Genomic DNA, 24,990 nt, shown 5'->3' on the forward strand with positions numbered 1-24,990 from the left:
AAGCCGAGAGGACACTATGACCCTAGAGCGTTCCGAACGCATCGAAACCCCTGTTCTGCCTCTCCGTGACGTGGTGGTATACCCTCATATGGTTATCCCGCTGTTTGTAGGACGGGAAAAGTCCATCCGCTGCCTTGAAGCAGCCATGGAGCAGGACAAGAAGGTACTGCTGATCGCACAGAAAGAGGCGGCTACCGACGATCCACAGGCCGATGACCTCTATCAGGTCGGTACTATCGCCAATATACTGCAACTGCTGAAACTGCCCGACGGCACCGTCAAGGTGCTGGTGGAAGGTGGCCAGCGTGCCCGCATGGATAATCTGCGCGAGCAGGACGGTTACTTCGTGGCCGAGGCTCAGTATCTGGAGACCGCGGCCCTTGAGGAGCGCGAGCAGGAAGTGCTGGTCCGCTCGGCTATTACCCAGTTTGAAAGTTACATCAAACTCAACAAGAAAATTCCGCCCGAAGTGCTGACATCGCTGTCTGCCATCGAAGATGCGGCGCGGCTGGCCGATACCATGGCCGCCCACATGCCGCTCAAGCTGGAAGACAAGCAGAAGGTGCTGGAAATTGCCGAGGTGGGCGAGCGACTCGAATACCTGATGGCGATGATGGAGTCGGAAATCGACGTGCTGCAGGTAGAGCGTCGTATTCGCGCCCGCGTCAAGAAGCAGATGGAAAAGAGCCAGCGCGAGTACTATCTGAACGAGCAGATGAAGGCGATTCAGAAAGAACTGGGCGATATGGACGAGGTGCCCGATGAATTCGAGGCGCTGCAGCAGAAAGTCGAAGACGCCGGCATGACCGACGAGGCGCGACAGAAAACCGACGCCGAACTGGCCAAGCTGAAGATGATGTCGCCGATGTCGGCGGAAGCCACCGTGGTGCGTGGCTACATCGACTGGATGGTCGCCGTGCCCTGGAAGAAAAAATCCAAGGTGAAGAAAGATCTGGCCAAGGCGGAAGAGACCCTGGATGCGGATCACTATGGCCTGGAAAAGGTCAAGGAACGCATTATCGAGTATCTGGCGGTACAGAGCCGGACCAACAAGCTCAAAGGGCCCATTCTGTGTCTGGTAGGGCCGCCCGGCGTGGGCAAGACTTCGCTCGGCCAGTCCATAGCCAAGGCCACCGGCCGTAAATACGTGCGCATGGCGCTCGGCGGCGTGCGGGACGAGGCGGAAATTCGCGGTCACCGTCGTACCTATATCGGCTCCATGCCCGGCAAGCTTATCCAGAAAATGGCCAAGGTGGGCGTACGCAATCCGCTGTTCCTGCTCGATGAAATCGACAAGATGTCGTCCGACATGCGTGGCGATCCGGCTTCTGCTCTGTTGGAAGTGCTGGATCCGGAGCAGAACCACAGCTTCAATGATCACTATCTGGAAGTGGATTATGACCTGTCGGACGTGATGTTCGTGGCCACCTCCAACTCCATGCATATTCCGGGTCCGCTGCTGGACCGGATGGAAGTAATCCGGCTGTCGGGTTATACCGAAGACGAAAAACTAAACATTGCCAAGAACCATCTGCTGTCCAAGCAAATCAGCCGTAATGGTCTGAAAGAAAGCGAAATAGTGGTGGAAGATTCGGCGATTGTCGGCATCATTCGTTATTACAGCCGTGAGGCCGGGGTGCGTAACCTGGAGCGGGAAATATCCAAGCTCTGCCGCAAGGCGGTGAAGGAAATACTGCTCAATAAAGACATCAAGCAGGTGGTGATCAATCAGGATAATCTGAAAGATTACCTGGGCGTGCAGCGCTTTGATTACGGCAAGGCCGAGGAACATAACCAGATAGGTCAGGTGACCGGTCTGGCCTGGACCGAAGTGGGGGGCGAACTGCTCACCATAGAGGTGGCCAACGTGCCCGGCAAGGGCAAGCTGGCGTATACGGGCTCTCTGGGCGACGTCATGAAAGAGTCGGTGCAGGCAGCGATGACAGTCGTGCGCTCCCGTGCCGACAAGTGGCGGATTAACAGTGACTTCCACGAGAAGCGCGATATTCATGTGCACGTGCCGGAAGGGGCGACCCCGAAAGACGGCCCGAGTGCGGGTGTGGCCATGTGCACGGCGCTGGTGTCCAGCCTGACCGGTAACCCGGTACGCGCCGATGTGGCCATGACCGGCGAAATCACCCTGCGCGGCGAAGTGCTACCTATCGGTGGCCTGAAAGAAAAACTGCTGGCTGCGCGCCGTGGTGGCATCAAGCGGGTGCTGATCCCGAAAGAAAACGAGCGCGATCTGGAAGAAATTCCGGCCAACGTCAAACAGGATCTCGAGATTCATCCTGTACGCTGGATAGAGGAAGTGCTGGAATTGGCGCTGGAACAGCCCCCGGAATCCTTTTCCGTGGCCACTGCCTGAGCTTTTTCGCCCTAACTCAGGTTTCAGGCTTGTCAGCAGCCCTGACTCGCAGTAGCCTTGGATGAAATTATTTGGCAGGCCGCTGACATGGACGACGCCGGTGGCCGGCAGAGCAGCGCTTGATAAGCCCATGAGCGCTGTCATCCATCAATAACAATATCGAAGTTAAGGTTGTGTCAGCTGACCAACGTAAAAACGACAAGGGGAATGACTGTGAATAAATCTCAACTGATCGACAAGATTGCCGACGGCGCCGACATCACCAAGGCTTCTGCCGGCCGTGCGCTGGACGCCTTTGTTGAGGCGGTGACCGAGTCACTGAAAGAAGGCGATCAGGTGTCTCTGGTTGGGTTTGGTACCTTTGCCGTGCGTGAGCGTGCTGCCCGTACCGGCCGTAACCCGCAAACCGGTGCTGCCATCGAAATTGCTGCCGCCAAGACGCCTGCCTTCAAGGCTGGTAAAGCACTGAAAGACGCAGTTAACTAAGCGACGCCTTTATTGGACTTTTGGGTCCGGCAGGTCATGACTCGAAAGGCGCATCAAAAGGTGCGCTTTTTTTTTCGGGTAAGGCGGCATCACCGTCTATCGGGAGTAACGACACGTTATGTTTTTTGACAAATTAAGAGCGGGCGCCCAGGGCACCGTCTCCAAAGTCATTCTGGTATTGATTATTTTATCTTTTGCTCTGGCCGGAGTAGGCAGCTATGTCACTCGGCCCACGGCGGAAGTAGCCGCCGTGGTGAACGGTGACGACATCGGTGCCCAGGCACTGGAAAACGCCTATCGCAACGAGCGGACCCGGCTGGAAAATCAGCTGGGACCCCAGTTCAGCCAGCTGCTGGGCGACCCCCAGTATGTTGCGCAGATCCGACGCTCGGTACTGGAGCAAATGGTTGAACAGCGACTGATCGACCAGAAGGTACAGGAGCTGGGCCTCTATGCCAGCGACGAGCAGGTACGCAACGCCATTCGCGCCCTGCCGGAGTTTCAGCAGGACGGCCGATTCGATAACGAACGCTACCTGCAACTGCTGTCTCGCACCGGAATGAGTGCCGAACAGCTGCGCGACAACGTACGCCAGGATCTGAGCCGCCAGCTGTTGCTGAATGCCCTGATCGGCTCAGGCTTCAGCCTGGAAGCCGAAGCAGGCTGGCTGGACCGGCTGAACCGTCAGCAGCGGGACGCCGAACTGGTGCGCCTGCCTCTGGCCGAATTCAGCACTCGGGTCGAGCTGACTGAAGACCAGGTAAAAGCCTATTATCAGCAACAGCCGCAGCAGTTTCAGCGCCCCGAGCAGGTGAAAGTGGATTACCTGCTGCTGGATGCCAATGCGGTTACCGCCTCCGATATCGACGAGCAGGCCATCGAGGCCGAGTACCAGGCCAACCTGACCACCTATAGCCAGCCCGAGCAGCGTAAAGTGGCGCATATCATGGTGAACAAGGGTGATAGTGCCGAGCAGGAAATAAAGGCCATCAGCGAGCGTCTGGCTGCCGGAGAGTCCTTTGCCGAACTGGCCCAGGCGGAGTCGGATGATGTCTTCTCCGGTGCCCAGGGTGGCGAGCTGGAGTGGATGGAGCAGGGCACCCTGGATCCGGTCTTCGATCAGGCGGCCTTTGCCCTGACCGAGGCAGGTGAGGTCTCCCCCGTGGTCGAGAGCGAGTTCGGCCTGCACCTGATCACTCTGCTGGAAAAACGCGACAGCAAGACCAAACCGCTGGCAGAAGTGCGTGATACCATTGCCGAGCGTCTGGCGCAGGAACAGGCGGCAAACGCCTTTTACGAGCAGGAGCAGCGTCTGGCCGAGCTGGCCTTCGAGTTTCCCGACTCGCTGGACATGGCGGCACAGGAACTGGATCTGAACGTGACCTCGACCGATTACTTCTCCGCCGAAGATGCGCCAGCCGCGTTTAACGATTCTCGGGTGCTGACTCAGGCTTTCTCTGCCGATTTGCGTGAGCAGGGCATGAACTCGGAACTGATCGAACTGGGCAGCAACAAGGCGCTGGTGATTCACGTGACCGATTACCGCCCGGCGGCGGTACGCGACTTTGATGAAGTGCGCGAGCTGGCTCGAGAGCAGACGCTGGCCGCCAGGGCCCGCGAGCTGACCGAGCAGGCTGCGGTTGAATTGCAGCAGGCCTGGGCGGCCGGAGAGCAGCAAGCCTGGCTGGAACGGAATGGGCTGGCAGTGACCGAGCTGAAGGACGTGACCCGCGAAAGCGAGCAGGATCCGGCGGTGCTGGACGCCCTGTTTGCCATGCCGGCCCCGCAAGACGAGCCGAGCCTGCACGGCTTGGCGCTGGCCGGTGGCGACCAGATGGTGCTCAAGCTGAACGCGGTCAGCACCCCGGAACAGCCTTCTGAGTTGCTGGCACAAATTCGCCAGGGGCAGAGTGGCCTACAGGGGCAGCGTGAATATCTGAGCCTGATCGGCGCGCTCAAGGCATCGGCCAAAATCGAGTATCGTCAGCTGACGGCCCAGAACGACAACTTCTGATAACACTCAATAATACAAGGCGCTTCGGCGCCTTTTTCCTTTCATGCTCGCAGCACCTGTCTGGCACCCTCTTATTGCCAATATCTATTTGATTTGATAATAAAGATGGCGAATACAGATGACGGCGAATGTTTTCTTTTCGTCGGCATCTTCGCTATGATGCCTAGCTTAGGTAAAGTGTTATATGATAAGCATGTTAACGCAGTCGGAGAGCATCTTTTGATTAACGTATTCTTGGTTGATGACCATGAGTTAGTGCGCACAGGGATCCGACGCATATTAGAAGACGTCAAGGGAATGAAGGTGTTGGGCGAGGCCAAAAGCGGCGAAGACGCCGTGCAATGGTGTCGAGAACAGCACCCGGACGTCGTATTAATGGACATGAACATGCCGGGCATCGGTGGCCTGGAAGCCACCCGCAAAATATTGCGTTTCAACCCGGATGTTAAAATCATCGTCCTGACCATTCATACCGAAAACCCGTTTCCCACCAAGGTGATGCAGGCGGGTGCCAGCGGTTACCTGACCAAGGGTGCCGGGCCGGAAGAAATGATTAACGCCATACGTCTGGTGCACAGTGGCCAACGTTATATTTCGCCGGAAATTGCCCAGCGCATGGCGCTGAGTCAGTTTTCCAACGAAGAAAACCCGTTCAAGCAGTTATCCGAACGAGAACTGCAGATCATGTTGATGATTACCAGGGGTCAACGGGTCACCGATATATCCGAACAGCTTAATCTGAGCCCGAAAACAGTAAACAGTTACCGTTATCGATTGTTCAGCAAGCTGGATATTAATGGTGATGTGGAGCTGACCCATCTGGCTATCCGTTACGGCATGTTGGACGCAGAAAAGATTTAACGGCTTATGAGCCAGCCCTTTGATGCCAAGGCCTTTTTAAAGGTTGTGACGGAACACCCCGGCGTTTATCTGATGTTTGATGAAGCCGGGGTCATTATTTATGTCGGTAAAGCCAAAAACCTTAAAAAACGGCTGTCTTCCTATTTCCGTACTAATGTCAGCGGCGAGAAGACCCGATCTCTGGTGCGCCAGATTCATGATGTACAGGTAACGGTCACCCATACCGAAACCGAAGCGCTTATTCTTGAGCACAACCTGATCAAGCAGCATCTTCCCCGTTACAACGTGCTGCTGCGCGACGATAAATCCTACCCCTACATTATCATCACGGACCATCGCCATTCGCGAATCGGTCTGCACCGGGGTGCGCGCAAGAAAAAGGGTGAATACTTCGGCCCTTATCCTAACGGGGCTGCGGTGCGTGAAAGCCTGCACCTGATGCAGAAGCTGTTTCCGGTGCGCCAGTGTGAAGACAGCGTCTATGCCAACCGCTCTCGCCCCTGCCTCATGTACCAGCTCAAGCGTTGCGCCGGCCCCTGTGTCAGCGGCCTGGTCAGCGACGAGGACTATGCCCATCAGCTGCAACTGGCGCGCCTGTTTCTGCAGGGTAAGAACCAGCAGGTGCTGACCAATCTGGCCGACAGCATGGAGCAGGCCAGTCAGGCGCTGCGCTTTGAAGAAGCGGCCCGGTTTCGGGATCAGCTGCAGGCGCTGCGCCGGGTACAGGAGCAGCAGTTTGTGAGCGGCAATGTGCTGGACGATCTCGATGTGATCGGGCTGGCGGTGTCCCGCAGTCAGGCCTGTGTGCAGGTGTTGTTTATTCGCCAGGGCAAGGTGCTGGGCAGCCGCAGTTATTTCCCCAAGATGCCGCCGGACACCGACGGTGAAGAAATACTGCAAAGCTTTGTGCTGCAGTTTTATCTGGCCGGCATCGGTGGGCGGGAGGCGCCGGCCGAAATCTTGCTCGACCACAGCCTTCCGGATGAAGAGGTGCTGAGCGAGACCCTTAGCCAGCATTATGGCCGGCGTATAAAATTGCGCAGCCGTACCCGCTCCGAGCGGGCGCGCTTTATCAAGCTGGCCCGCACCAATGCAGAGACTGCACTGGCCAGCCGGCTGGCCCACAAGAGCACCCAGAGGCAACGCCTGCTGCAGCTGGAAGAAGTGCTGGCCTGCCCACCGATCACCCGCATGGAATGTTTCGATATCTCCCACACCATGGGCGAAAAAACCGTCGCATCCTGCGTGGTGTTCAATCAGGAAGGGCCGCAAAAGAGCGAGTATCGCCGCTTCAACATCAACGGTATTACTCCCGGCGACGATTACGCTGCCATGGAGCAGGCTCTGAGCCGTCGCTTTCATCAGGCGGATATCGATAAACTGCCCGATATTCTGTTTATCGACGGCGGCCTGGGGCAACTGGCCAGAGCCGAAGAGGTAATTGCCCGGGAGCTGGCCGACAGCCCGCGTCAGCCGCTGCTGATAGGGGTGGCCAAGGGCGTGACCCGCAAGGCGGGGCTGGAGACGCTGGTGATGGGCGGCAGCCACGACGAGCGGCACCTGCCGGCAGACATGCCGGCATTGCACCTTATTCAGCATATTCGCGATGAATCCCACCGTTTTGCCATTACCGGCCATCGTGCCCAGCGGGGCAAGGCGCGTACCACCAGCACCCTTGAAACCATTCCCGGCGTGGGGGCCAAGCGACGACAGGCGCTGCTGAAATATCTGGGCGGTATTCAGGAAGTAAAACGGGCCAGTGTGGATGAGCTGGCCAAGGTGCCGGGAATAAGCCCGGCGCTGGCAGAAAAAATTCACGATGCGTTGCATCACTGAGTCGCATCATGCACCATGTAGCTGCATGATCTTATGGCCTGAAAATAATGATAAATATTCCTAATTCTCTGACGTTTTTCCGATTGCTGCTTATCCCGGTATTCATAGTGCTGTTTTATCTGCCGGTGGAAGGGGCTTACCTTTGGGCGGCGGCGGTATTTACCTTTGCGGCCATAACCGACTGGTTTGATGGTTTTCTGGCCCGTAAGCTGGAACAGAGCACTCCCTTTGGTGCCTTTCTCGATCCCGTCGCCGACAAGGTGATGGTGGCGGCCGCATTGGTGATTATCGTCGAGGATTACAGCAGCCCGCTGGTGACCATTCCCGCCATGATCATGATAGGGCGCGAGATCATTATCTCGGCCCTGCGCGAGTGGATGGCGGAAATCGGCGAGCGCTCTCAGGTAGCGGTGAGCTGGATTGGCAAGTGGAAAACCACCATTCAGATGCTGGCGTTGATAGGTCTTATCTGGCAGCAAAGCATTTACATGATTTGGGGAAGCTACGCGCTCTTGTATGTCGCCACGGGCCTGACCCTGTATTCGGCTTACGATTATCTTAAAGCTGCCTGGGGCAGCCTGACCCGTTCAGTCTGACGCAAAACCTGCGGTAAAACAGGTGTCTGCGCATAAAAAATATGCGAACGGAACGAAAAATACAGATTACAGTTGACTGAGCGACGGCCATCATTAGAATGCAAAGTCATCTGAGAGACCTCTTTTATGGCGCGTTAGCAAAGCGGTTATGCAGCGGATTGCAAATCCGTTCAGTCCGGTTCGACTCCGGAACGCGCCTCCACTTCTTGTTCAAGAAGCATCTACTGCCCGGATGGTGAAATCGGTAGACACAAGGGATTTAAAATCCCTCGCTCGTAAGGGCGTGCCGGTTCAAGTCCGGCTCCGGGCACCATACTCAACAAAAAAGCCGTTCCTACAGCGAACGGCTTTTTTGTGCCCGACGTTCTTGTTTTCGGCTAAAATTCACCTTCGTCGCGGCATGGGCGGTGACTTATACCTATCTATCAAAACAATCGATCTGTTTGATTGTTATATCCATCCCTTCATCCTCCCTTATGCTACGGAGTTGCCTGTTGACGCCGTCTTAGGACAACTCGGTGCTCAAGAAGAGGCAACCGCATTATTGCGGTACAAGCCTACCCCGCCATGCAGGCATCCAGTTGTTGATATAACTGCTGCAGTTCCTGGTATACCTGCTGGGTCGTCTGGCCGGCGGGCGCTATCGGGGTAAAGTCATGGTTGTCTAGGCCCAGCGCATCTTTTCTGGCCACCCTGATCTGGCTAAAACCGTAGGTAGTGCCGTTCAGTTGGCCCAGCTCGGCCAGCTGAAAACGTATCCGATAATGACTGGGCAGAATGCCCAGCTCTCTTTTTTCTGCCTCGATAGTTCCCTGAGCGTTAAGCACGTCTGTTCCCACATAGCGAATATGATCGGGCTCTTGTGCGGGTGTCTGTATCAGTTCTCTGGCGCAGGGTTCGGCCTGGCTGGCGCTAAAACGGGTCGTGGAGAAGAACGACAGGCTCTCCAGCCGGGACGGCTGTGTCTGGGTGACGGCCACGCCGGGTGTCAGGACGGAGACCCGCTCACGCTGGCCGAGATATGAATAAAGGGATTCCATGCTGGTGCAGCCTGTCAGCAACAGGGCCGACAAGGCGACGATATGATGGTTCATCCTAAATCTCCGATTGCTTCCATCTTGTTTTAGTGTGGTGCCTGGCCTGTTGGAATACAACTTTTTAGCCGCACACCGCAGCCCTCTGAGCGACATTATTTCGTGGTAGCGGATTACAAGGCCCCCTGACTCGGGCTATGATTAAAGTATCATTCCAGTTTTGGTTTATTATCATTTATGCGTCTTTTAACTGGATTCACTGTTTCAACCCTGCTTTTGGCTACTTTAGTGAATTCAAACTCGGTCACCGCCAATGTTCACGGCACCATAGAGAATGTCGTGGCTTCTTATGGCTACCTGGCCGAGGTACGAATGAAACCTTATTTCATGCGTGCCGAGGTGACGTACCCACCCAAAGATATAGTGTTACTGGCCACCAAAGAAGAAAAGGCGCTGGAGCTGTGGGCGCGCAACGACGGTGATTTTACCTTTATTCGCAGCTATCCCATCAGCAAGGCCAGCGGTGGCCCGGGGCCCAAGCTGCGGGAAGGGGACAAGCAGGTGCCCGAAGGAATTTACCGCATTACCCATCTTAACCCCAACAGTCAGTTTCACCTGTCGATGCGGTTGGACTATCCCAATTCCTATGATCTGATGCGGGCTGCCAAAGAAGGGCGTCGTAATCCGGGTGGTGACATCTACATCCACGGCAAGGCTCAGTCTACTGGTTGTCTGGCCATCGGCGATATTGCGGTGGAGGAGCTTTTTGTCCTGGTGAACACAGTAGGTACAGAGCAGGCTTCGGTGGTGATTGCCCCGCACGATCCGCGCCGCCAGCCGCTGGATGGCTTTGCCTCCAATCTGCCACTGTGGGCGGTTGAACTGTATGCGGATATTTCTCGCGAGTTTGCCAAATACCCCAAAAGCGATATCTGAGTTGCCAGCTTGTCGCCGCCCGCCCGGCGGCAAAGGCATCAAGTGCCTTTGAGGGCCTTGAGCCGTGCATAGACGGTGGTTCGGCTCAGGTTTAACTGCCGTGCAGCGGCTCTGACGTTGCATTCTTCTAGCGTTCTCTCTTATTAACTGATCCGTCAGGGATTTTAAATCCCTTGTGTTGACGGGGACTGAGCTGCCGAGCCTCGGTAGCTCAGGTAAATGCTCCAGACCTATACTCTTTCCCTCGGCTAGTACCAAGGCTACCTCCAGCAGTTGCTTCAGCTGGCGGATATTGCCGGGCTCATGCTGCCTTTGGCGGTTACAAGAAATCGGGCATTGGTCGTGAAACCCACAAGATGATGCTGGATCACTATCAGCTGACCAAGTACATGCTGGTGAGCTATTACAGCAATCCGCTTGGTTTCTTCTGATCAGCGCCTAACCATGATCTGGATTAATACCCTGTAAACACAGTGCCGGTACAGTGTTTACAGGCCCCGTGGTGGGCCTGATATTCGGATGAATATGGCACTGATGGCAGGACGCTGATCAGACACAGAGCTTGGTGATTTTGCTTTTAATGAATAAGGAAAATAACAACATGAGCACAGCAACTTTTTATATGCCCCCGGTCAACGTGATTGGAGCCGGCGCCGTCGAGCAGGCGGTGGCCGAACTGAGTCAGTCTGGCTTTCGTCATGCCCTGATCGTGACCGACAAGCCATTGGTCGAGCTGGGTTATGCCGGTCAGCTGCAGCAGACACTGGCCAAACTGGATATTCAAGCCAGTATCTTCGATCAGGTTCAGGCCAACCCCACTACCGGCAACGTGGAAGCCGGGCTGGCGCTGTTACGTCAACAAGGCTGTGACTTTGTGATCTCTCTCGGTGGCGGTTCGCCCCACGACTGCGCCAAGGGCATCGCTCTGGTGGCCAGCAACGGCGGCGACATTCGCGACTACGAAGGCGTCGACAAGTCTGCCAAGCCGCAGCTGCCGCTGGTGGCCATCAACACCACTGCCGGCACCGCCTCGGAAATTACCCGTTTCTGCATCATCACCGATGAAAAGACCCACATCAAGATGGCTATCGTCGACAAGCATGTCACGCCCATCATGTCGGTCAACGACCCCGAGCTGATGAAAAAAATGCCCAAGTCGCTGACTGCCGCCACCGGCATGGACGCGCTGACTCACGCAGTAGAAGCCTATGTGTCCACCGCCGCCAATCCCATCACCGATACCTGCGCATTGAAGGCCGTCACGCTTATCGGTGAAAATCTGGCCCGGGCCGTGACCGACGGCAGTGACATGGCCGCCCGCAACCAGATGGCTTACGCCCAGTTGCTGGCCGGTATGGCCTTCAATAACGCCTCGCTCGGCTACGTACATGCCATGGCGCACCAGTTGGGCGGTTTCTATGACTTGCCCCACGGTGTCTGTAACGCCATTCTGTTGCCCCATGTGCAGCGCTTCAACAGTCGTGCCGCCAGTGCCCGCCTGACCGATATTGCCGCGGCTCTGGGGCAGGACGTACAGGGGCTCAGTCATGAAGAAGGTGCAAAACGTTGCATCGAGGCCATCGTGGCCCTGGCGGAGCAGGTGGGGATTCCTTCCGGTCTGGCCGGTCTGGGCGTAAAAGAAGAAGACTTCGATACCCTGGCCAGCAATGCGATGAAGGATGCCTGTGGCCTGACCAACCCGATACAGCCAAGCCATGAGGAAGTGGTCGCCATCTACAAGGCGGCCTATTAATCCCCATCAGCCCCGCCATCCGGCGGGGCTTTTTACTTTAATCCTCCAGAACCCTACCGTTACCATTTGCAAAATATTGCAAAATACCGCCCTTCTACCAGACTGAGTAACAGTCAATATTGTCATATTCTCTCGTCACTTAAGGAGTCGTATCATGGCAAACGAAGGTTATCATGAACCCATTGATGAACTGAGCGATGAAACCCGGGATATGCACAGGGCAATCACTTCGCTGATGGAAGAGCTGGAAGCGGTAGACTGGTATAACCAACGGGTCGATGCCTGCAAGGATCCCCAGTTAAAGGCGATTCTGGCGCACAACCGGGATGAAGAGAAAGAGCATGCGGCCATGGTACTGGAGTGGATACGCCGCCGAGACCGGGTGCTGGACAAGGAGCTGAAGGATTATCTGTTCACCAAGGGCGACATCTGCGATCACTGACTAAAAACCAGTGATTGGGGACTGGGGATGAGGGATTGGAATCCCCAGTCCCCAATTTCAATGCCCCAGAATCTGGCTTAAAAACAGCTTGGTACGCTCCGACTCGGGATGATGGAAGAAGGTCTCGGGATCGTTTTCTTCGATGATCTGCCCCTCATCCATAAAAATTACCCGGTCTGCTACGGTGCGGGCAAAGCCCATTTCGTGGGTCACGCACATCATGGTCATGCCTTCTTCCGCCAGCTCGATCATGACGTCCAGTACTTCTTTGATCATCTCCGGGTCCAGCGCCGAGGTGGGTTCGTCGAACAGCATTATTTCCGGGTTCATGCACAGGCTGCGGGCGATGGCTACCCGTTGTTGCTGACCGCCGGACAGCTGGCCCGGGTATTTTTTGGCCTGATCCTGGATCTTGACCCGGGTCAGCAGTTTCATGGCGACCTCTTCCGCTTCCTTGCGCGGCGTCTTGCGCACCCATATCTGCGCCAGAGTACAGTTTTCCAGCACCGTCAGGTGCGGAAACAGGTTGAAGTGCTGAAACACCATGCCCACTTCCCGGCGTATGGTCTCGATATGCTTGACGTCGTTGGTGAGCGGGGTGTCCCGCACTATGATGTCGCCCTTCTGGTGTTCTTCCAGCCGGTTGATGCAGCGGATCAGGGTCGACTTGCCGGAGCCCGAGGGGCCGCAGATCACGATGCGCTCGCCCTTGGTCACGGTCAGGTCGATATCGCGCAGCACATGAAAATCACCGTACCACTTGTTCACGCCACGCAGCGTCACCATGGCTTCATTGCTTTGTGTTTCCATTCTTCAACTCCAATGCCGGTTGATGGCTAGCGTTTCTTGTGGCCGGTATGCAGCTTGCGCTCCAGGTACTGACTGTATTTGGACATGCCGAAGCAGAATACCCAGAACACCAGGGCGGCAAAAACATAACCTTCGGTGGCATAACCCAGCCAGTTGGGGTCGGCCAGACCGGCCTGCACTATGGCCAGCAGGTCGAACAGGCCGATGATCAGCACCAGGCTGGTGTCCTTGAACAGGGCGATAAAGGTATTGACGATACCCGGTATCATCAGCTTCAGCGCCTGAGGCAGCACGATCAGTAGCATGGTTTTGCCGTAGTTCAGGCCCAGCGCTTCGGCCGCCTCGCTCTGGCCCTTGGGAATGGCCTGCAGGCCGCCACGCACCACTTCCGCCATGTAGGCCGATTGAAAGAAGACGATACCGATCATGGCCCTGACCAGCTTGTCGAGGGACAGCTCTTCGGGCACGAATAGCGGCAGCATCACCGACGACATGAACAGCACAGTGATGAGCGGTACCCCGCGCCAGAACTCGATAAACACCACCGACAGACTGCGCACGATCGGCATGTTCGAACGCCGGCCCAGGGCCAACAGGGTGCCGATGGGCAAGGCGGCAATAATACCCACAATGGCAATGATGAGGGTCAAGGTCAGGCCGCCCCAGCGATGAGTGGGTACCTCAACCAGGCCAAACCAGCCTCCATAGAGCAGTAGGTAGGCGATAAAGGGAAACACCAGCACCATAAAGGGTGCCAGCCACATCTTGGCGGGCATTCTGGGTAACGCCAGCCACAGCAACTGGAGCACAAACAGCACAAAGGTCAGATTGATGCGCCAGATCTCATCCGAGGGATAAAACCCATAAGTGAACTGCTGCAGTCGGTTGCCGATAAACACCCAGCAGGCGCCGCCGCTAACACAGGCCTCGCGGCTGGTGCCCACCCAGTCGGCCTTGATCAAGGCCCAGTCGATGGTCGGAATCAGCAACAGATACAGCACATAGGCTCCAATCAGTGTCGCTATGCTGTTGAGCGGGCTGGAAAACAGCCTGGTGCGCAACCAGCCCACCAGGCCGGTGCTGGCCAGGGGGGCTGCTCGTTGTGGGGTGAGGGTATCTTTGAACATCTTATCTCTCCACCAGCGCCATGCGGCTGTTGAACCAGTTCATGAAGAATGACACCGTCAGACTGATGGTCAGGTACACCAGCATGGTGATGGCGATCACCTCTATGGCCTGGCCGGTCTGATTGAGGGTGGTACCGGCGAATACCGAGACCAGGTCCGGATAACCGATGGCGGTGGCCAGCGACGAGTTCTTGGTCAGGTTGAGATACTGGCTGGTCAGCGGCGGAATAATCACCCGCATCGCCTGAGGAATGATCACCAGACGCAGGGTCAGGGAGTCCTTGATGCCGAGGGCATGGGCCGCTTCGGTCTGGCCGTGAGAGACCGCCTGAATACCCGAGCGGACAATCTCGGCGATAAAGGCGGCGGTATAAATGGTCAAAGACAGCCACAGTGCCAGAAACTCGGGAATAATGGTCATGCCATCGCGAAAGTTGAAACCGCGTAGCTCGGGATATTGCCAGTCCAGCGGGGCGCCGAGCATCACAAAGGTCAGCAGGGGCAGGACGAGGATCAGCCCCAGCGAGATCCAGCCGACGGGCAGGCGCTGGCCGGTGGCTTCCTGCCGGCGATGGTTGAAACGGATAAGCCAGGTGGCCAGGGCAATGGCCAGCAGCAGCGCGACCCAGATCCAGTGAAAACCGGCACTCGGTAGCGGCTCGGGCAGATAGAGGCCACGCACGTTGAGAAAGACGCTGTCGCCGATATTGAAGCTGTCGCGCGGGCTGGGCAGGGTGCGTAGTACCGCGAAGTACCAGAAAAACATCTGCAGCAGCAGCGGAATGTTACGAAACAGCTCGACGTAGGCGGATGCCAGCCGGGCGATCAGCCAGTTGGGTGACAACCGGGCCACCCCGAGAATAAAGCCCAGTATGGTGGCGCCGATGATGCCGAGAAAAGACACCAGCAGGGTGTTGAGCAGCCCCACCACAAAGGTGCGGCCATAGGTGTCGACTTCGCTGTAGGGGATCAGCGACTGGGCGATGGCAAAGCCGGCCGGATCATCGAGAAAACCAAAACCGGTGGTAATGCCGCGGGTTTCCAGGTTGGTGAGGGTATTGTTGACAATAAACCAGATGAAGCCGGCCACAATGGCGAGCAGTATTATCTGAAACAGCAGGGCCCGTTTGGCCGGGTCCCGCCAGAATTTCACATCGGAGTGTTTGTGATTCGCCGGTGAGGACATAAGCCCAATCCCCGTATAAGAGTACAAGGTGGGCCGCGCATCGGCGCAGCCCGACTTTCTGACACAATACGACCACCAGCAACAGCTATCACACGCAAACGGCTATCGCCGGCGGCAGATACCCGTTAGCGAATGGGCGGTGCGTACTGCAGGCCGCCTTCGGTCCACAGCGCATTCAGGCCACGGTCAATTTTCAGCGCAGAGCCCTGGCCGACGTTGGCCTCGAATATCTCACCGTAGTTACCGACCTGCTTGATGATGCGATAGGCCCAGTCTGCGGGCAGGCCCATGCCCTTGCCGAAGTCGGCATCCTCACCCAGGAAGCGGCGCATATCCGGGTTGTCGCTGCCTTTCATGCTGTCCACATTGGCCTTGGTAATGCCCATTTCTTCGGCGTTGACCATGGCAAAGTGAGTCCACTTGACCACGTTAAACCACTGATCGTCGCCCTGACGTACCGAGGGCCCCAAAGGTTCCTTGGAGATAACTTCCGGCAGTGCCACGGCCTCGTCCGGTTTGGACAGCTTGGTGCGCAGGGCATAGAGTTGGGACAAATCCGAGGTCAGCACATCACAGCGGCCGGCTTCCAGCCCCTGTACCGTCTGATCCGAGGTATCGAACACCACGGCGGTATAGCTGATGCCGTTCTTGCGGAAATAGTCGGCCACGTTCAGCTCGGTGGTAGTACCGGACTGAATACAGATGGCCGCACCGTCCAGATCCTTGGCACTGGCCACCCCCAGAGACTTGTTGATCAGGAAACCCTGGCCGTCGTAATAGTTGATGCCGGTGAAATTGACGCCCAGTTCGGTATCCCGGCTCGATGTCCAGGTAGTATTACGGGACAGCACATCGATTTCACCGGACTGCAGGGCGGTGAGGCGTTCCTTGGCATTGAGCGGAATAAACTGCACCTTGCCGGGATCGTTGAAGACGGCGGCGGCAATACCGCGACACAGGTCTACATCCAGGCCTTGCCATACCCCCTTGTCATCCGGGTTGGAGAAACCGGCCAGGGCGCTGTTGACTCCGCATTTCAGCATCCCCCGCTCCTTGACCGAGTCCAGCGTGGCCGCCTGGGCCTGGCTCAGTCCTGCGGCCAGGGTCGCCGTCACCAGAAGCGCTGTTTTTCCTTTGCCTGTCATATGTCACTTCCTCTTGAGTTTTCTCGGGCTGATAGCTTTATTCGCTCAAGGCATAAAAACACCGATGCCCCCTTAGAGTATTAGCACAAAGACAAAAACATTTTGTTAATAGTATGTAAAAAAGTGAAATGTGTGACTCAACCGGGGCTGTGAGCTGAAATAGACTGTTTTATATATAAAAACAAACGGTTGCCTCGTCGTTTAAAGGTGAAGTAGATGATGGTGTGTCTATGAAGAGGGTCTGACCAAAGGGAGCCTTACAGCTCCCAATCGAGACAGGACCAGTTGCGTTCCCGAGCGAGGCGGGCCAGGTGGTCACCCGGATTGACGGCGAAGGGGGTGTCGACGAATTCAAGCAGCGGCAGATCATTGAGCGAATCGCTGTAGCCATAGCTGTGAGATGGGCGTAGTGCCTGCTGCTCCAGCCATTCCTGTAGTCGCACCAGCTTACCCTGTTGATAGCTGTACACACCGTGCGTACGGCCGTTGTATACGCCGTCGCAACACTCGAGCTGAATACCGATGGCATGATCCACTCCCAGGGCCCGGGCGATGGGCTTTACCAGGTGCTCGCCGGTGGCCGAGATAATCAGCCGTTCGTGACCCCGAGCCGTATGCCAGGCCAGCCGCTCCAGTGCGGCGGGGTATACCAGCGGCAGAATGTCCTGTTCGACAAATTCGTCGACCAGTGGCGCCAGATCCCGCTGCTGCCAGTGGCGAATGGGCGCCAGGGTTAGCGCCATATAGGCGTCCATGTCCATGCGGCCCTGGTAATAGGCGGCCATCAGGTGGCGTTCCTGCTCCAGTATCTCGGCCGGGGCCAGCTTGCGGTTGACCAGAAATGTCAGCCACAGGCTGGCGGAATCGCCGGCAATCAGGGTTTCATCCAGATCAAAAATGGCCAGTTTCATCAGGCAACTTCCTTCAGTTCGTTACTGTTGAATATCAGCTCCAGTGGACTGCCGGCCGGCAGCAGGGCGTCGGCGCCCCGGTTCAGTCTGTCTACCGTCAGCAGGCAGCCGGCGGCCTGGATGCGATAGCGGATCACATTACCCAGCAGCTGGTGGCTGGCCACCGAGGCGGTGATCGGCGCCGTCATGGCGGGGCCGTAGTCGCGGCCGGGTTCACGAATATAAATGGACTCGGGGCGAACCGCCAGCCGGCCGCGAATGTCTAGCCCAAGCAACTGTCGTGCCTGCTCGGGAGAGAGCAGATTGTAGTTGCCCATGAAACCGGCCACAAAATCGCTGGCGGGGCGGGTATAGACGGCTTCTGCGGTGTCGGCCTGTACTATCTGCCCTTTGTTCATCACGAACACCCGATCCGACATGGTCAGCGCTTCTTCCTGATCATGAGTCACGAACACGGTAGTCAGGTTCAGCTGTTGCTGAATGGCGCGAATTTGCTCGCGCAGGTGCTTGCGGATGGGCGCATCCAGCGCCGACAGCGGCTCGTCCAGCAGCAGGATGCGCGGCCGCACCACCAGCGCCCGGGCCAGGGCGACCCGCTGGCGCTGACCGCCAGACAAGCTGGCGGGGTAATAGCCTTCGCGGCCCTCCAGACCTACCAGCTCCACCGCCTCGGCCACCCGGCGTTTGATGTCATTGGCATCGAGCCGTTGCATCTTCAGGCCGAAGGCGATGTTGCCGGCCACCGTCAGGTTGGGAAACAGCGCATAGCTCTGAAACACCATGCCGATGCCACGCTGTTGCGGCTTGAGCCAGGTGATATCTTCACCCGACACCCGAATCTGCCCCTGATCCGGGGTGATCAGCCCCGCCAGGCTGCGTAGCAGGGTGGACTTGCCGCAGCCCGAGGGGCCGAGCAGGGTAATGAATTCGCCCTGGCTGATATCAAAACTGATGTTACTGAATACCGGGGTCTCGTTGAAGGACTTGGTCAGGTTGGCGACTTCCAGATAATGCATCAGGCGCTCCGTTTTTGCAGGCGCAGGGCGAGCCAGGTCGCCACGCCGATAAAGAGGAAATAGGACATCACCATGGCGCTGGTAAAGTGGCCACTGTTGGTGCGTTGACTGTACAGATAAACCTGCAGGGTTTCGAAGCGGGTGCCCACCAGCATGTTGGCGAACACGAATTCTCCGAACAGGAAAGAGAAAGAGAGAAACAGCGCGGCCAGCAGGCCGTTTCTGATATTGGGCAGCACCAGCTGCAGAAAGGCGCGAACAGTACTGGCCCCCAACAGGTGGGCCGCGTCCATCAGATCCGGAAGCCGGATGGCGTCCAGATTGTTGGCCAGGGCCCGGTACATGAAGGGCAGGCTGATGGTGAAATAGCAGAAAATCAGAATCCAGGGGCCGCCTACCAAAGGCAGGGGGCCGCCGGCATAGAGTTGCAGCAACCCGACCGAAGAGACCACGGGCGGGACCGCGAACGGCAACAGTATCACCATGTTCATGACGCCTTTCAGCCGAGGAAAATAGTAGAACACCACGAACAGGGTCGGCAGTATCAGCAGCAGGCTGAACAGCAACGCGGCCAGGCAGACCAGCAGCGAGCGGCTGAAGGCGGCCAGAAAGCGGCTGTCAGACCAGAGACTCAGGTACCAGTCCAGGGTAAAACCGCTGGGCAGAATATGGGCGCCCCACTGGGCCGACAGGGAATAGGCCAGGGTGATGACGATGGGAGTGGCCAGCAGTAACACCAGTCCGGTGACGGTCAGACGGGCCAGCAGCGGGGCTTTGGGCGACTTATTCATAACGACTCCGGCTGATGATCCATTGATTGACGGCGGTGACCAGCACCAGCAACAGCATCAGCAGCAACGACAGGGCGGCGGCCAGCTGGGGTTCGAGGAAGATGTCCCCGGCGACCAGGGCGGAGATCTGGATGGTGACCAGGTTGTAATTGCTGGTCATCAGCGCAAAGGTGCTGGCATAGGCGCCGAGGGCATTGGCCAGCAGTATGATAAAGGTACCCAGCAGCGCCGGGGTCAGCACCGGCAGCACCACTCGTAGCCAGTATTGCCAGGGGCGGGCACCGAGCAGGGCGGCGGCCTCGCTCCAGTCTTTCTGAATGCCGTCGAATGCCGGATAGAGCAACAGTATGGCCAGCGGAATCTGGAAGTAGGTATACAGAATGATGAGACCGCTGCGGGAGTAGAGGTTGAAGCCGTCGATCAGACCGGCATCACGGAGTAGCAGGGTGACGGCGCCGTTCATGCCGAGCAGCACGATAAAGGCAAAGGCCAGTGGTACCCCGGAAAAGTTGCTGGCCATGGTGGTAAAGGCCACCACTGCATCCTGCACCTTGCCCGGCACCTGGCGCAGCGCTGCGGTGCCGACCAGCGCGATCAGTAGCCCCAGCAGGCTGGACCAGACGGCGAGATCGATGCTGTTGCCGAACGACTGGCGGTAGAAGGGCGAGTCGATGATCTCCTGAAAGTTGGCCAGACTCCAGTCGCCGCCGGCCTGAAAGCTGTTGATCAGCACCCACAAAATAGGTGCCAGCTGAAACAGGCCGAACACCACAGCAAAGGGCAGCAGCCACAGCAGCGGCAGACCGCGCCGCCAGGCGGCGGGTCTGGTTGACGTAGATGAAGAGTCATTACTATGTCTTCTCGTCTGGTGAGAGAGGCCAAAGGGCCAACTCTGCCGACACGCTACAAGTACTTCCCTGTAAGCTCGCACATGCCATCTGACCGCCAAGGATGGTGGGAATGCCGGAACGGCAGGAGCAATTTTTCGGCCCTGGCATGTGACGGTCGGCCGAGTTGTTCCCTTTGGCCTCCGGTCAGACACCAGCTCGCTGTCTGGGAGTGTATTGGCTGTCAGCTGTTTGCTCATATCAGTAACTCTTTGCACATCGATTTGTCGTGTTCTGCCCCCAGCAGGCTGGCGATGGTGCCGCACAGCTCTGTCTGCCGGGGACGGGCCTGGGTGTCATGACTGAAGGCGTGGCCTGCCACAAACAGCGGTATGTTCCGCTCTTCCGGCAGAATACCGCTGTGGCTTTGATCTCGGTTCATGCCGTGATCGCTGGTGATCAGCACCTGATAGCCCTGTTCCAGCCAGAGCGGCAGGTACTCGGCCAACAGCAAATCGAAACGGCGGGCGCTGTTGCGGTACTGGCGCGAGTCCAGGCCGAATTTGTGACCGGCATCGTCGGTATTCATCGGGTGGATCAGCAGAAAGTCCGGGTCGAAGCGGGTTCTGAGGATCTCCGCGTCCTGCAGCAGATGGCAGTCCGGGTAATGGTCCTGAGAGTAGAACAGGCCGTATTGAATAGGCAGCTCCGCGTCCTGGGTGAGGCGATCCCGCACCGGATCGTAAGGTGCCCGGTTATACAGCTCGCTGACCCAGTGATAGGCGGCCGCCGCCGTGGTCAACCCCGACTGGCGCGCCAGAGAAAAAATGCTCTGCTGGGTGCTGAGGCGAACCATGTCGTTGTTCAGTATGCCGCTGTCGACCGGCCGGGTACCGGTGAGAATGCATTCATAGAGAGGGCGGGAGACCGCCGGCAGTTCGCATTGCATCTGGTAGCCGGTCATACGACCGGCTTCGTTCAGGCCCTGAAGGTAGCCCAGGCAATCCCGGGCAACCTCGTAGGCCAGGCCGTCGATAACGACGAGTATGACCTTGTTCATGCTTACCTCTGCTGGTGGATCAGGACGGAAGACTGCCACTGGCGGGACAGGGTACGGGTGCTCTTTTCCCAGGCATTCTGATCGGCAATGGGCCGCGCCGCGGCATACATGTCATTGGGCAGCAGTTTTTCCTGCACGTCGGCGGGCAGGGTAACGGTGCTGCGAATGGGGCGGGCATAACCACGAGCCAGGTTGATTTGCCCCGCATCGCTCAGTATGTATTCCCGGGCCAGCTTGGCGGCGTTGGGGTGTTTGGCGTACTTGTTGATGATGGTGGCGTAGCCGGAAATCAGCGAGCCGTCACTGGGGATCACCACGGTGAAGCGGTCGCGGTCGATCTGATCCCGGTAGCTGAGGGCATTGAAATCCCACAGTATCGCCATTTCCACTTCGCCTTTTTCCAGGTTGGCGATATTGGGATCCACTGGCGACAGACGGCCTTGTTTGGCCAGCTCGGCAAACAGCGCCAGGGCCGGTTTGATATTGGACTCGTCTCCGCCCTGGGCAAAGGCGGCGGCCAGCACGGCACTGTTGGCTTGTGCGGCGACACCGACGTCACCCACGGTGACCTGGTAGTCACCGACCAGCAATTCCTGCCAGGAAGACGGCACCTTTTTTACCAGCTCGTTGTTGACGATAAAGGCGATGGTGCCGGTGTAGCCCAGCATCCAGTGGCCGTCTTTGTCCTTGGCCCAGTCGGGAATGTCATCCCAGGTGGTGGGTTTGTAGGCTTGGGTGACGCCCTGACGCACGGCGATGGGACCGAAGGCGGCACCCACATCACCAATATCGGCGGTGGCATTGTCTTTCTCGGCGGCAAACTTGGCGATTTCCTGAGCCGAGCTCATGTCGGTATCCTGATGCTTGATACCGTATTGCTCGCCCAGATCCTGCCAGGTGTCTTTCCAGTTGGCCCAGCTGTCGGGCATGCCGACGCTGTATAACTTGCCTTCGGCGCGGGCCTTGCTTTCCAGCTCGCCGAGTTCGGTGGCCAGTACCGGGGTGGTACTCAGGGCCAGGGCAAGCAGACTCGAGGTTTTCAGTAGGGTCTTCATCGGTTTCGATCCTCTGGACTAGGTCAGGTTCGAGGACGATGCTAGGTGGGATCGGTTACAGATTAACGACAGTTTTATGGCAGTTATGATCAACAGGGCCGACTCATCGACTGTGACCGGGAGATCTGGCGTCATGACGCGATACGCATCCGTACCGACAGTCATGAGCCCGTTTTTACTGGGCCTGATAAGGCCGAGGGGCGGGGTTTTTCAGCGCGATTTGTCGATCAGCAGACTCTCCAGCAGTAGCAGGCTGCGAAACAGGTTGATGTCGCTGCCTTCACGGGTGAAATAGACAAGGCCATCCCGACCCAGGGCAATACCTTCAAACTGGCCATTCTGGCCCAGCATCCAGCGCCGTCCGTCGGCCTCGATGACCCGGCCATCCCGTATCGGATATAGCCATAGCCAGGCGCGGCGGTTAAACCAGTTACGGCTGTAGCCGACCAGTAGCAGCGTTCGGGTCTTTGCATCGTAATCGGCCCCGGTGACCAGCATATCGGTGTTCAGCCGCTGCTGCTCCACCAGCGAGGTGTTCTCGGCAGTCGGCCGCACCTTGTAGATGGCCGTCTGCTGATCCAGCCAGCGCTTGGTCAGCAGCCACAGCTCATCCTCTACCCAGGTCAGCGCCTCGGCGTCGAAGTTGTGCTGATATAGGGGAGGCTGAAAGTTATGTTGCTCGGCGTAACGGACGGGAATGGGCGCTTGGGGTGAGAAGTGCTCGGCCTCTGCCGTCAGTGGCAGAATGTGCAAATCTCGGCGCCAGCCGCCGTTGTTGCCGGTATCCGCCAGGTAGAGGGTGTTGCCGCGTACGGCGATGTCTTCCCAGTCCCGGTTACCGGCGGCGATGGCACTCTGGGCGGTGATATTTCCTTCGCCGTCGAGCACAAACAAATCGGCATCGTTCCCGCTGTCGTTATGGCTGACAAAGCCCTGTTGCCAGCGGGCCAGCCCGGAGGTTTCCGCCAGCCGGGACGGAAAGCCGGCCACCGGCACCAGTTCGAGCCGGGGCCCCTGAGCGGCCACGCAGCCGGACAGTAATAACAAACTCGGCAGTAACGGGATGAGACGCAATGGGTGTCCTTTCGTTGCTTTCGTTCAACAAAGTTGGCGCGACGCAGATACAGTGCTGTTTGACGCACACAGTGTGTCATTCACGCACTGTTTGGCAATAGAATGGCCGTCTTTTCTTCTTTCTTATCGACGCTATTCGGAGCTGCATCATGATTTTCAAGGACTGGTCGGTATCGGCGGTGACTGCCGGCTTCCTGGCGGTGCTGATTTCCTATTCGGGGCCGTTGATTATTTTTTTTCAGGTGGCCCAGAGCGCCAATGTCTCCCATGAAATGATGGTGTCCTGGGTATGGGCCATTTCGATCGGTGCGGCGGTGTCGGGCATACTGTTGAGCTGGTGGCTGAAGGTACCTGTGGTAACCGCCTGGTCCGTGCCCGGCTCGGCGTTGTTGATCAGCATGTTTCCCGAACTCAGTCTCAATCAGGCGGTGGGGGCCTATATCACCGCCGGATTCATTATTTTTCTTATAGGCATCACCGGCTGTTTCGATACATTGATGAGGTCGATCCCCAAGGGCATTGCCTGCGGTATGATGGCGGGGATTTTGTTTCAGTTCGGGGTGGGGGCCTTTCAGGCGGTGGAGTCCATGCCTGCCCTGACCTTTATGATGATTGCCGCCTACCTGGTACTGAAACGCCTGTGTCCCCGCTATTGCATGATACTGGTGATGCTGGTCGGGATGGCATTGACCATGGGCCTGGAAGGGATTGATTTGAGCGGGCTCGAACTCAGCCTGGCCGAGCCGGTGTTTATCCGTCCCGAATGGAGCTGGCATACCACCCTGAGCCTGGCCATACCGCTGGTGCTGGTGAGCATTACCGGGCAGTTTCTGCCAGGAATGGCGATTCTGCGCAGCTCGGGCTATCACACCAAGGCCAAACCGATCATTCTTGTCACCGGCATCATGTCCATGGTGATGGCGATGTTTGGCGGTATCACCATCGTCATTGCCGCCATTACCGCCGCCCTGTGCACCGGCAAGGAGGCCCATGAAAACGCAGATAAACGTTATGTGGCGGGCATGGCCAACGGCCTGTTTTATCTGTTGGGTGGCTGCTTTGGCGGCAGCATCATACTGCTGTTTACCGCCCTGCCGAAAGAGTTTGTGGCGATACTGGCCGGGCTGGCTCTTATCGGCGCCATCACCAGCAATGTGATAGGGGCCGTCAATGACGCGGAACATCGGGAAGCCGCTATGGTGACCTTCCTGGTAACCGCCTCGGGCATGAGCTTCTGGGGGTTGGGCTCGGCGTTCTGGGGCGTGGTGCTGGGCGGCCTGACCTACCTGGTGTTGCACAAGGTCTATCGGCTGCCGGCCAGGGCCAGACGGGGCGACTCACGCTTGACGGAATTGCCCAAGGCACCCGATGGCGGAGACCCGACCGATGCCTGATGCCTTCCAGCAGTAGTAGTTCCATCACCAGCCTGATGGGAAGGTAGTTCAACCACTTACAAATGATGAGTAGCCAGATTGGCAGTCTGTCAATAAGTGTGTTGGCTGCGGATATCACCATAAATTACGGAGTAAACAGTTCTCTCTGCTATTTGTCAGCGTAATACCCGGTACATTTTCTTCTTTTATTTTGATACTCAGCTCAAAATTTCACCTCGAAACTGTTAAGCTGCCCGCAAAATTGACCATCAAGTTAAATAAAGAGGAG

Annotated in this window: 22 protein-coding genes, 2 tRNA genes and 1 pseudogene; 12 read left to right on the plus strand and 13 right to left on the minus strand. The window is 57.3% G+C overall.

Features of this window, described 5'->3' with window-relative positions; translation table 11 throughout:
* The first annotated feature begins 16 nt into the window (after positions 1-16).
* The 8 genes from lon to UN63_RS01025 all read left to right on the plus strand — a co-directional run bounded on the left by lon (position 17) and on the right by UN63_RS01025 (position 8,474).
* Entirely contained in the window at positions 17-2,368 is a 2,352-nt protein-coding gene (gene lon / locus UN63_RS00990; RefSeq protein WP_104484925.1) for an endopeptidase La, read from the plus strand.
* A 207-nt stretch (positions 2,369-2,575) separates the two neighbouring features.
* The gene (gene hupB, locus UN63_RS00995) at positions 2,576-2,854 is read left to right on the plus strand and encodes a nucleoid-associated protein HU-beta (protein WP_181068133.1); all 279 of its coding nucleotides are present in this window, start codon (positions 2,576-2,578) and stop codon (positions 2,852-2,854) included.
* A 118-nt stretch (positions 2,855-2,972) separates the two neighbouring features.
* Positions 2,973-4,868 carry a SurA N-terminal domain-containing protein gene (locus UN63_RS01000; protein ID WP_104484926.1) on the plus strand — a complete coding sequence of 632 codons (1,896 nt, stop codon included), beginning with the start codon at positions 2,973-2,975 and terminating at the stop codon, positions 4,866-4,868.
* A 219-nt stretch (positions 4,869-5,087) separates the two neighbouring features.
* Positions 5,088-5,729, plus strand: a complete 642-nt coding sequence (gene uvrY / locus UN63_RS01005; RefSeq protein ID WP_104484927.1) for a UvrY/SirA/GacA family response regulator transcription factor — start codon at positions 5,088-5,090, stop codon at positions 5,727-5,729.
* A 6-nt stretch (positions 5,730-5,735) separates the two neighbouring features.
* Positions 5,736-7,565: an excinuclease ABC subunit UvrC gene (uvrC, locus tag UN63_RS01010; protein ID WP_104484928.1), complete on the plus strand. Its 1,830-nt coding sequence runs from the start codon at positions 5,736-5,738 to the stop codon at positions 7,563-7,565.
* Between the two features lie 47 nt (positions 7,566-7,612).
* Positions 7,613-8,161, plus strand: coding sequence for a CDP-diacylglycerol--glycerol-3-phosphate 3-phosphatidyltransferase (pgsA, locus tag UN63_RS01015; protein WP_104484929.1), 549 nt, complete (start codon positions 7,613-7,615; stop codon positions 8,159-8,161).
* 128 nt (positions 8,162-8,289) lie between these two features.
* Positions 8,290-8,363, plus strand: a tRNA-Cys gene (locus tag UN63_RS01020).
* Between the two features lie 24 nt (positions 8,364-8,387).
* Positions 8,388-8,474: transfer RNA gene (locus tag UN63_RS01025), tRNA-Leu, on the plus strand.
* A 244-nt stretch (positions 8,475-8,718) separates the two neighbouring features.
* On the opposite strand, the gene UN63_RS01030 is transcribed toward UN63_RS01025, so the two are convergent.
* Positions 8,719-9,255 (minus strand): hypothetical protein, encoded by a 537-nt coding sequence (locus UN63_RS01030; protein WP_104484930.1) that lies wholly within the window; start codon positions 9,253-9,255, stop codon positions 8,719-8,721.
* A gap of 228 nt (positions 9,256-9,483) precedes the next feature.
* Here UN63_RS01030 and UN63_RS01035 point away from each other — a divergent pair, with 228 nt between their 5' ends.
* Positions 9,484-10,131 carry a L,D-transpeptidase family protein gene (locus UN63_RS01035; RefSeq protein ID WP_229793499.1) on the plus strand — a complete coding sequence of 216 codons (648 nt, stop codon included), beginning with the start codon at positions 9,484-9,486 and terminating at the stop codon, positions 10,129-10,131.
* 38 nt (positions 10,132-10,169) lie between these two features.
* Here UN63_RS01035 and UN63_RS17415 read toward each other — a convergent pair.
* Positions 10,170-10,256 (minus strand): annotated as a pseudogene (locus UN63_RS17415) (helix-turn-helix domain-containing protein); the annotation flags it as partial.
* A gap of 476 nt (positions 10,257-10,732) precedes the next feature.
* On the opposite strand from UN63_RS17415, the gene yiaY reads away from it, so the two are divergent.
* A complete protein-coding gene (gene yiaY / locus UN63_RS01050; protein WP_104484931.1) occupies positions 10,733-11,884 on the plus strand; it encodes an L-threonine dehydrogenase in 1,152 nt (383 codons plus the stop codon).
* A 154-nt stretch (positions 11,885-12,038) separates the two neighbouring features.
* Positions 12,039-12,326 carry an encapsulin-associated ferritin-like protein gene (locus tag UN63_RS01055; protein WP_104484932.1) on the plus strand — a complete coding sequence of 96 codons (288 nt, stop codon included), beginning with the start codon at positions 12,039-12,041 and terminating at the stop codon, positions 12,324-12,326.
* Positions 12,327-12,383: 57 nt separating this feature from the next.
* Here the strand turns inward: UN63_RS01055 and UN63_RS01060 are convergent, their stop codons facing one another.
* The 11 genes from UN63_RS01060 to UN63_RS01115 form a co-directional block, all read right to left on the minus strand.
* Positions 12,384-13,136 carry an amino acid ABC transporter ATP-binding protein gene (locus tag UN63_RS01060; protein ID WP_425320318.1) on the minus strand — a complete coding sequence of 251 codons (753 nt, stop codon included), beginning with the start codon at positions 13,134-13,136 and terminating at the stop codon, positions 12,384-12,386.
* Positions 13,137-13,162: 26 nt separating this feature from the next.
* The gene (locus tag UN63_RS01065; RefSeq protein ID WP_104484933.1) at positions 13,163-14,263 is read right to left on the minus strand and encodes an amino acid ABC transporter permease; all 1,101 of its coding nucleotides are present in this window, start codon (positions 14,261-14,263) and stop codon (positions 13,163-13,165) included.
* Between the two features lies 1 nt (position 14,264).
* Entirely contained in the window at positions 14,265-15,449 is a 1,185-nt protein-coding gene (locus UN63_RS01070; RefSeq protein WP_104484934.1) for an amino acid ABC transporter permease, read from the minus strand.
* 125 nt (positions 15,450-15,574) lie between these two features.
* Positions 15,575-16,594 (minus strand): amino acid ABC transporter substrate-binding protein, encoded by a 1,020-nt coding sequence (locus tag UN63_RS01075; RefSeq protein ID WP_104484935.1) that lies wholly within the window; start codon positions 16,592-16,594, stop codon positions 15,575-15,577.
* 257 nt (positions 16,595-16,851) lie between these two features.
* Positions 16,852-17,505 (minus strand): HAD family hydrolase, encoded by a 654-nt coding sequence (locus UN63_RS01080; RefSeq protein ID WP_104484936.1) that lies wholly within the window; start codon positions 17,503-17,505, stop codon positions 16,852-16,854.
* Complete coding sequence (locus UN63_RS01085) at positions 17,505-18,521, minus strand: ABC transporter ATP-binding protein (protein WP_104484937.1); 1,017 nt, start codon at positions 18,519-18,521, stop codon at positions 17,505-17,507. Before UN63_RS01085 ends, UN63_RS01080 begins: the two co-directional genes overlap by 1 nt.
* On the minus strand, positions 18,521-19,312 hold the full coding sequence (locus UN63_RS01090; RefSeq protein WP_104484938.1) for an ABC transporter permease: 792 nt from the start codon (positions 19,310-19,312) through the stop codon (positions 18,521-18,523). Before UN63_RS01090 ends, UN63_RS01085 begins: the two co-directional genes overlap by 1 nt.
* On the minus strand, positions 19,305-20,243 hold the full coding sequence (locus UN63_RS01095) for an ABC transporter permease (RefSeq protein WP_229793500.1): 939 nt from the start codon (positions 20,241-20,243) through the stop codon (positions 19,305-19,307). Before UN63_RS01095 ends, UN63_RS01090 begins: the two co-directional genes overlap by 8 nt.
* A 152-nt stretch (positions 20,244-20,395) precedes the next feature.
* Complete coding sequence (locus UN63_RS01100; RefSeq protein ID WP_104484940.1) at positions 20,396-21,199, minus strand: alkaline phosphatase family protein; 804 nt, start codon at positions 21,197-21,199, stop codon at positions 20,396-20,398.
* A gap of 2 nt (positions 21,200-21,201) precedes the next feature.
* Positions 21,202-22,254 (minus strand): ABC transporter substrate-binding protein, encoded by a 1,053-nt coding sequence (locus UN63_RS01105; protein WP_104484941.1) that lies wholly within the window; start codon positions 22,252-22,254, stop codon positions 21,202-21,204.
* 210 nt (positions 22,255-22,464) lie between these two features.
* On the minus strand, positions 22,465-23,328 hold the full coding sequence (locus UN63_RS01115) for a hypothetical protein (protein ID WP_104484942.1): 864 nt from the start codon (positions 23,326-23,328) through the stop codon (positions 22,465-22,467).
* A gap of 149 nt (positions 23,329-23,477) precedes the next feature.
* On the opposite strand from UN63_RS01115, the gene UN63_RS01120 reads away from it, so the two are divergent.
* A complete protein-coding gene (locus tag UN63_RS01120; RefSeq protein WP_104484943.1) occupies positions 23,478-24,722 on the plus strand; it encodes a benzoate/H(+) symporter BenE family transporter in 1,245 nt (414 codons plus the stop codon).
* Positions 24,723-24,990 lie beyond the last annotated feature (268 nt).

This window comes from Oceanisphaera arctica (assembly GCF_002936955.1).
Taxonomy (GTDB): Bacteria; Pseudomonadota; Gammaproteobacteria; order Enterobacterales; family Aeromonadaceae; genus Oceanimonas; species Oceanimonas arctica.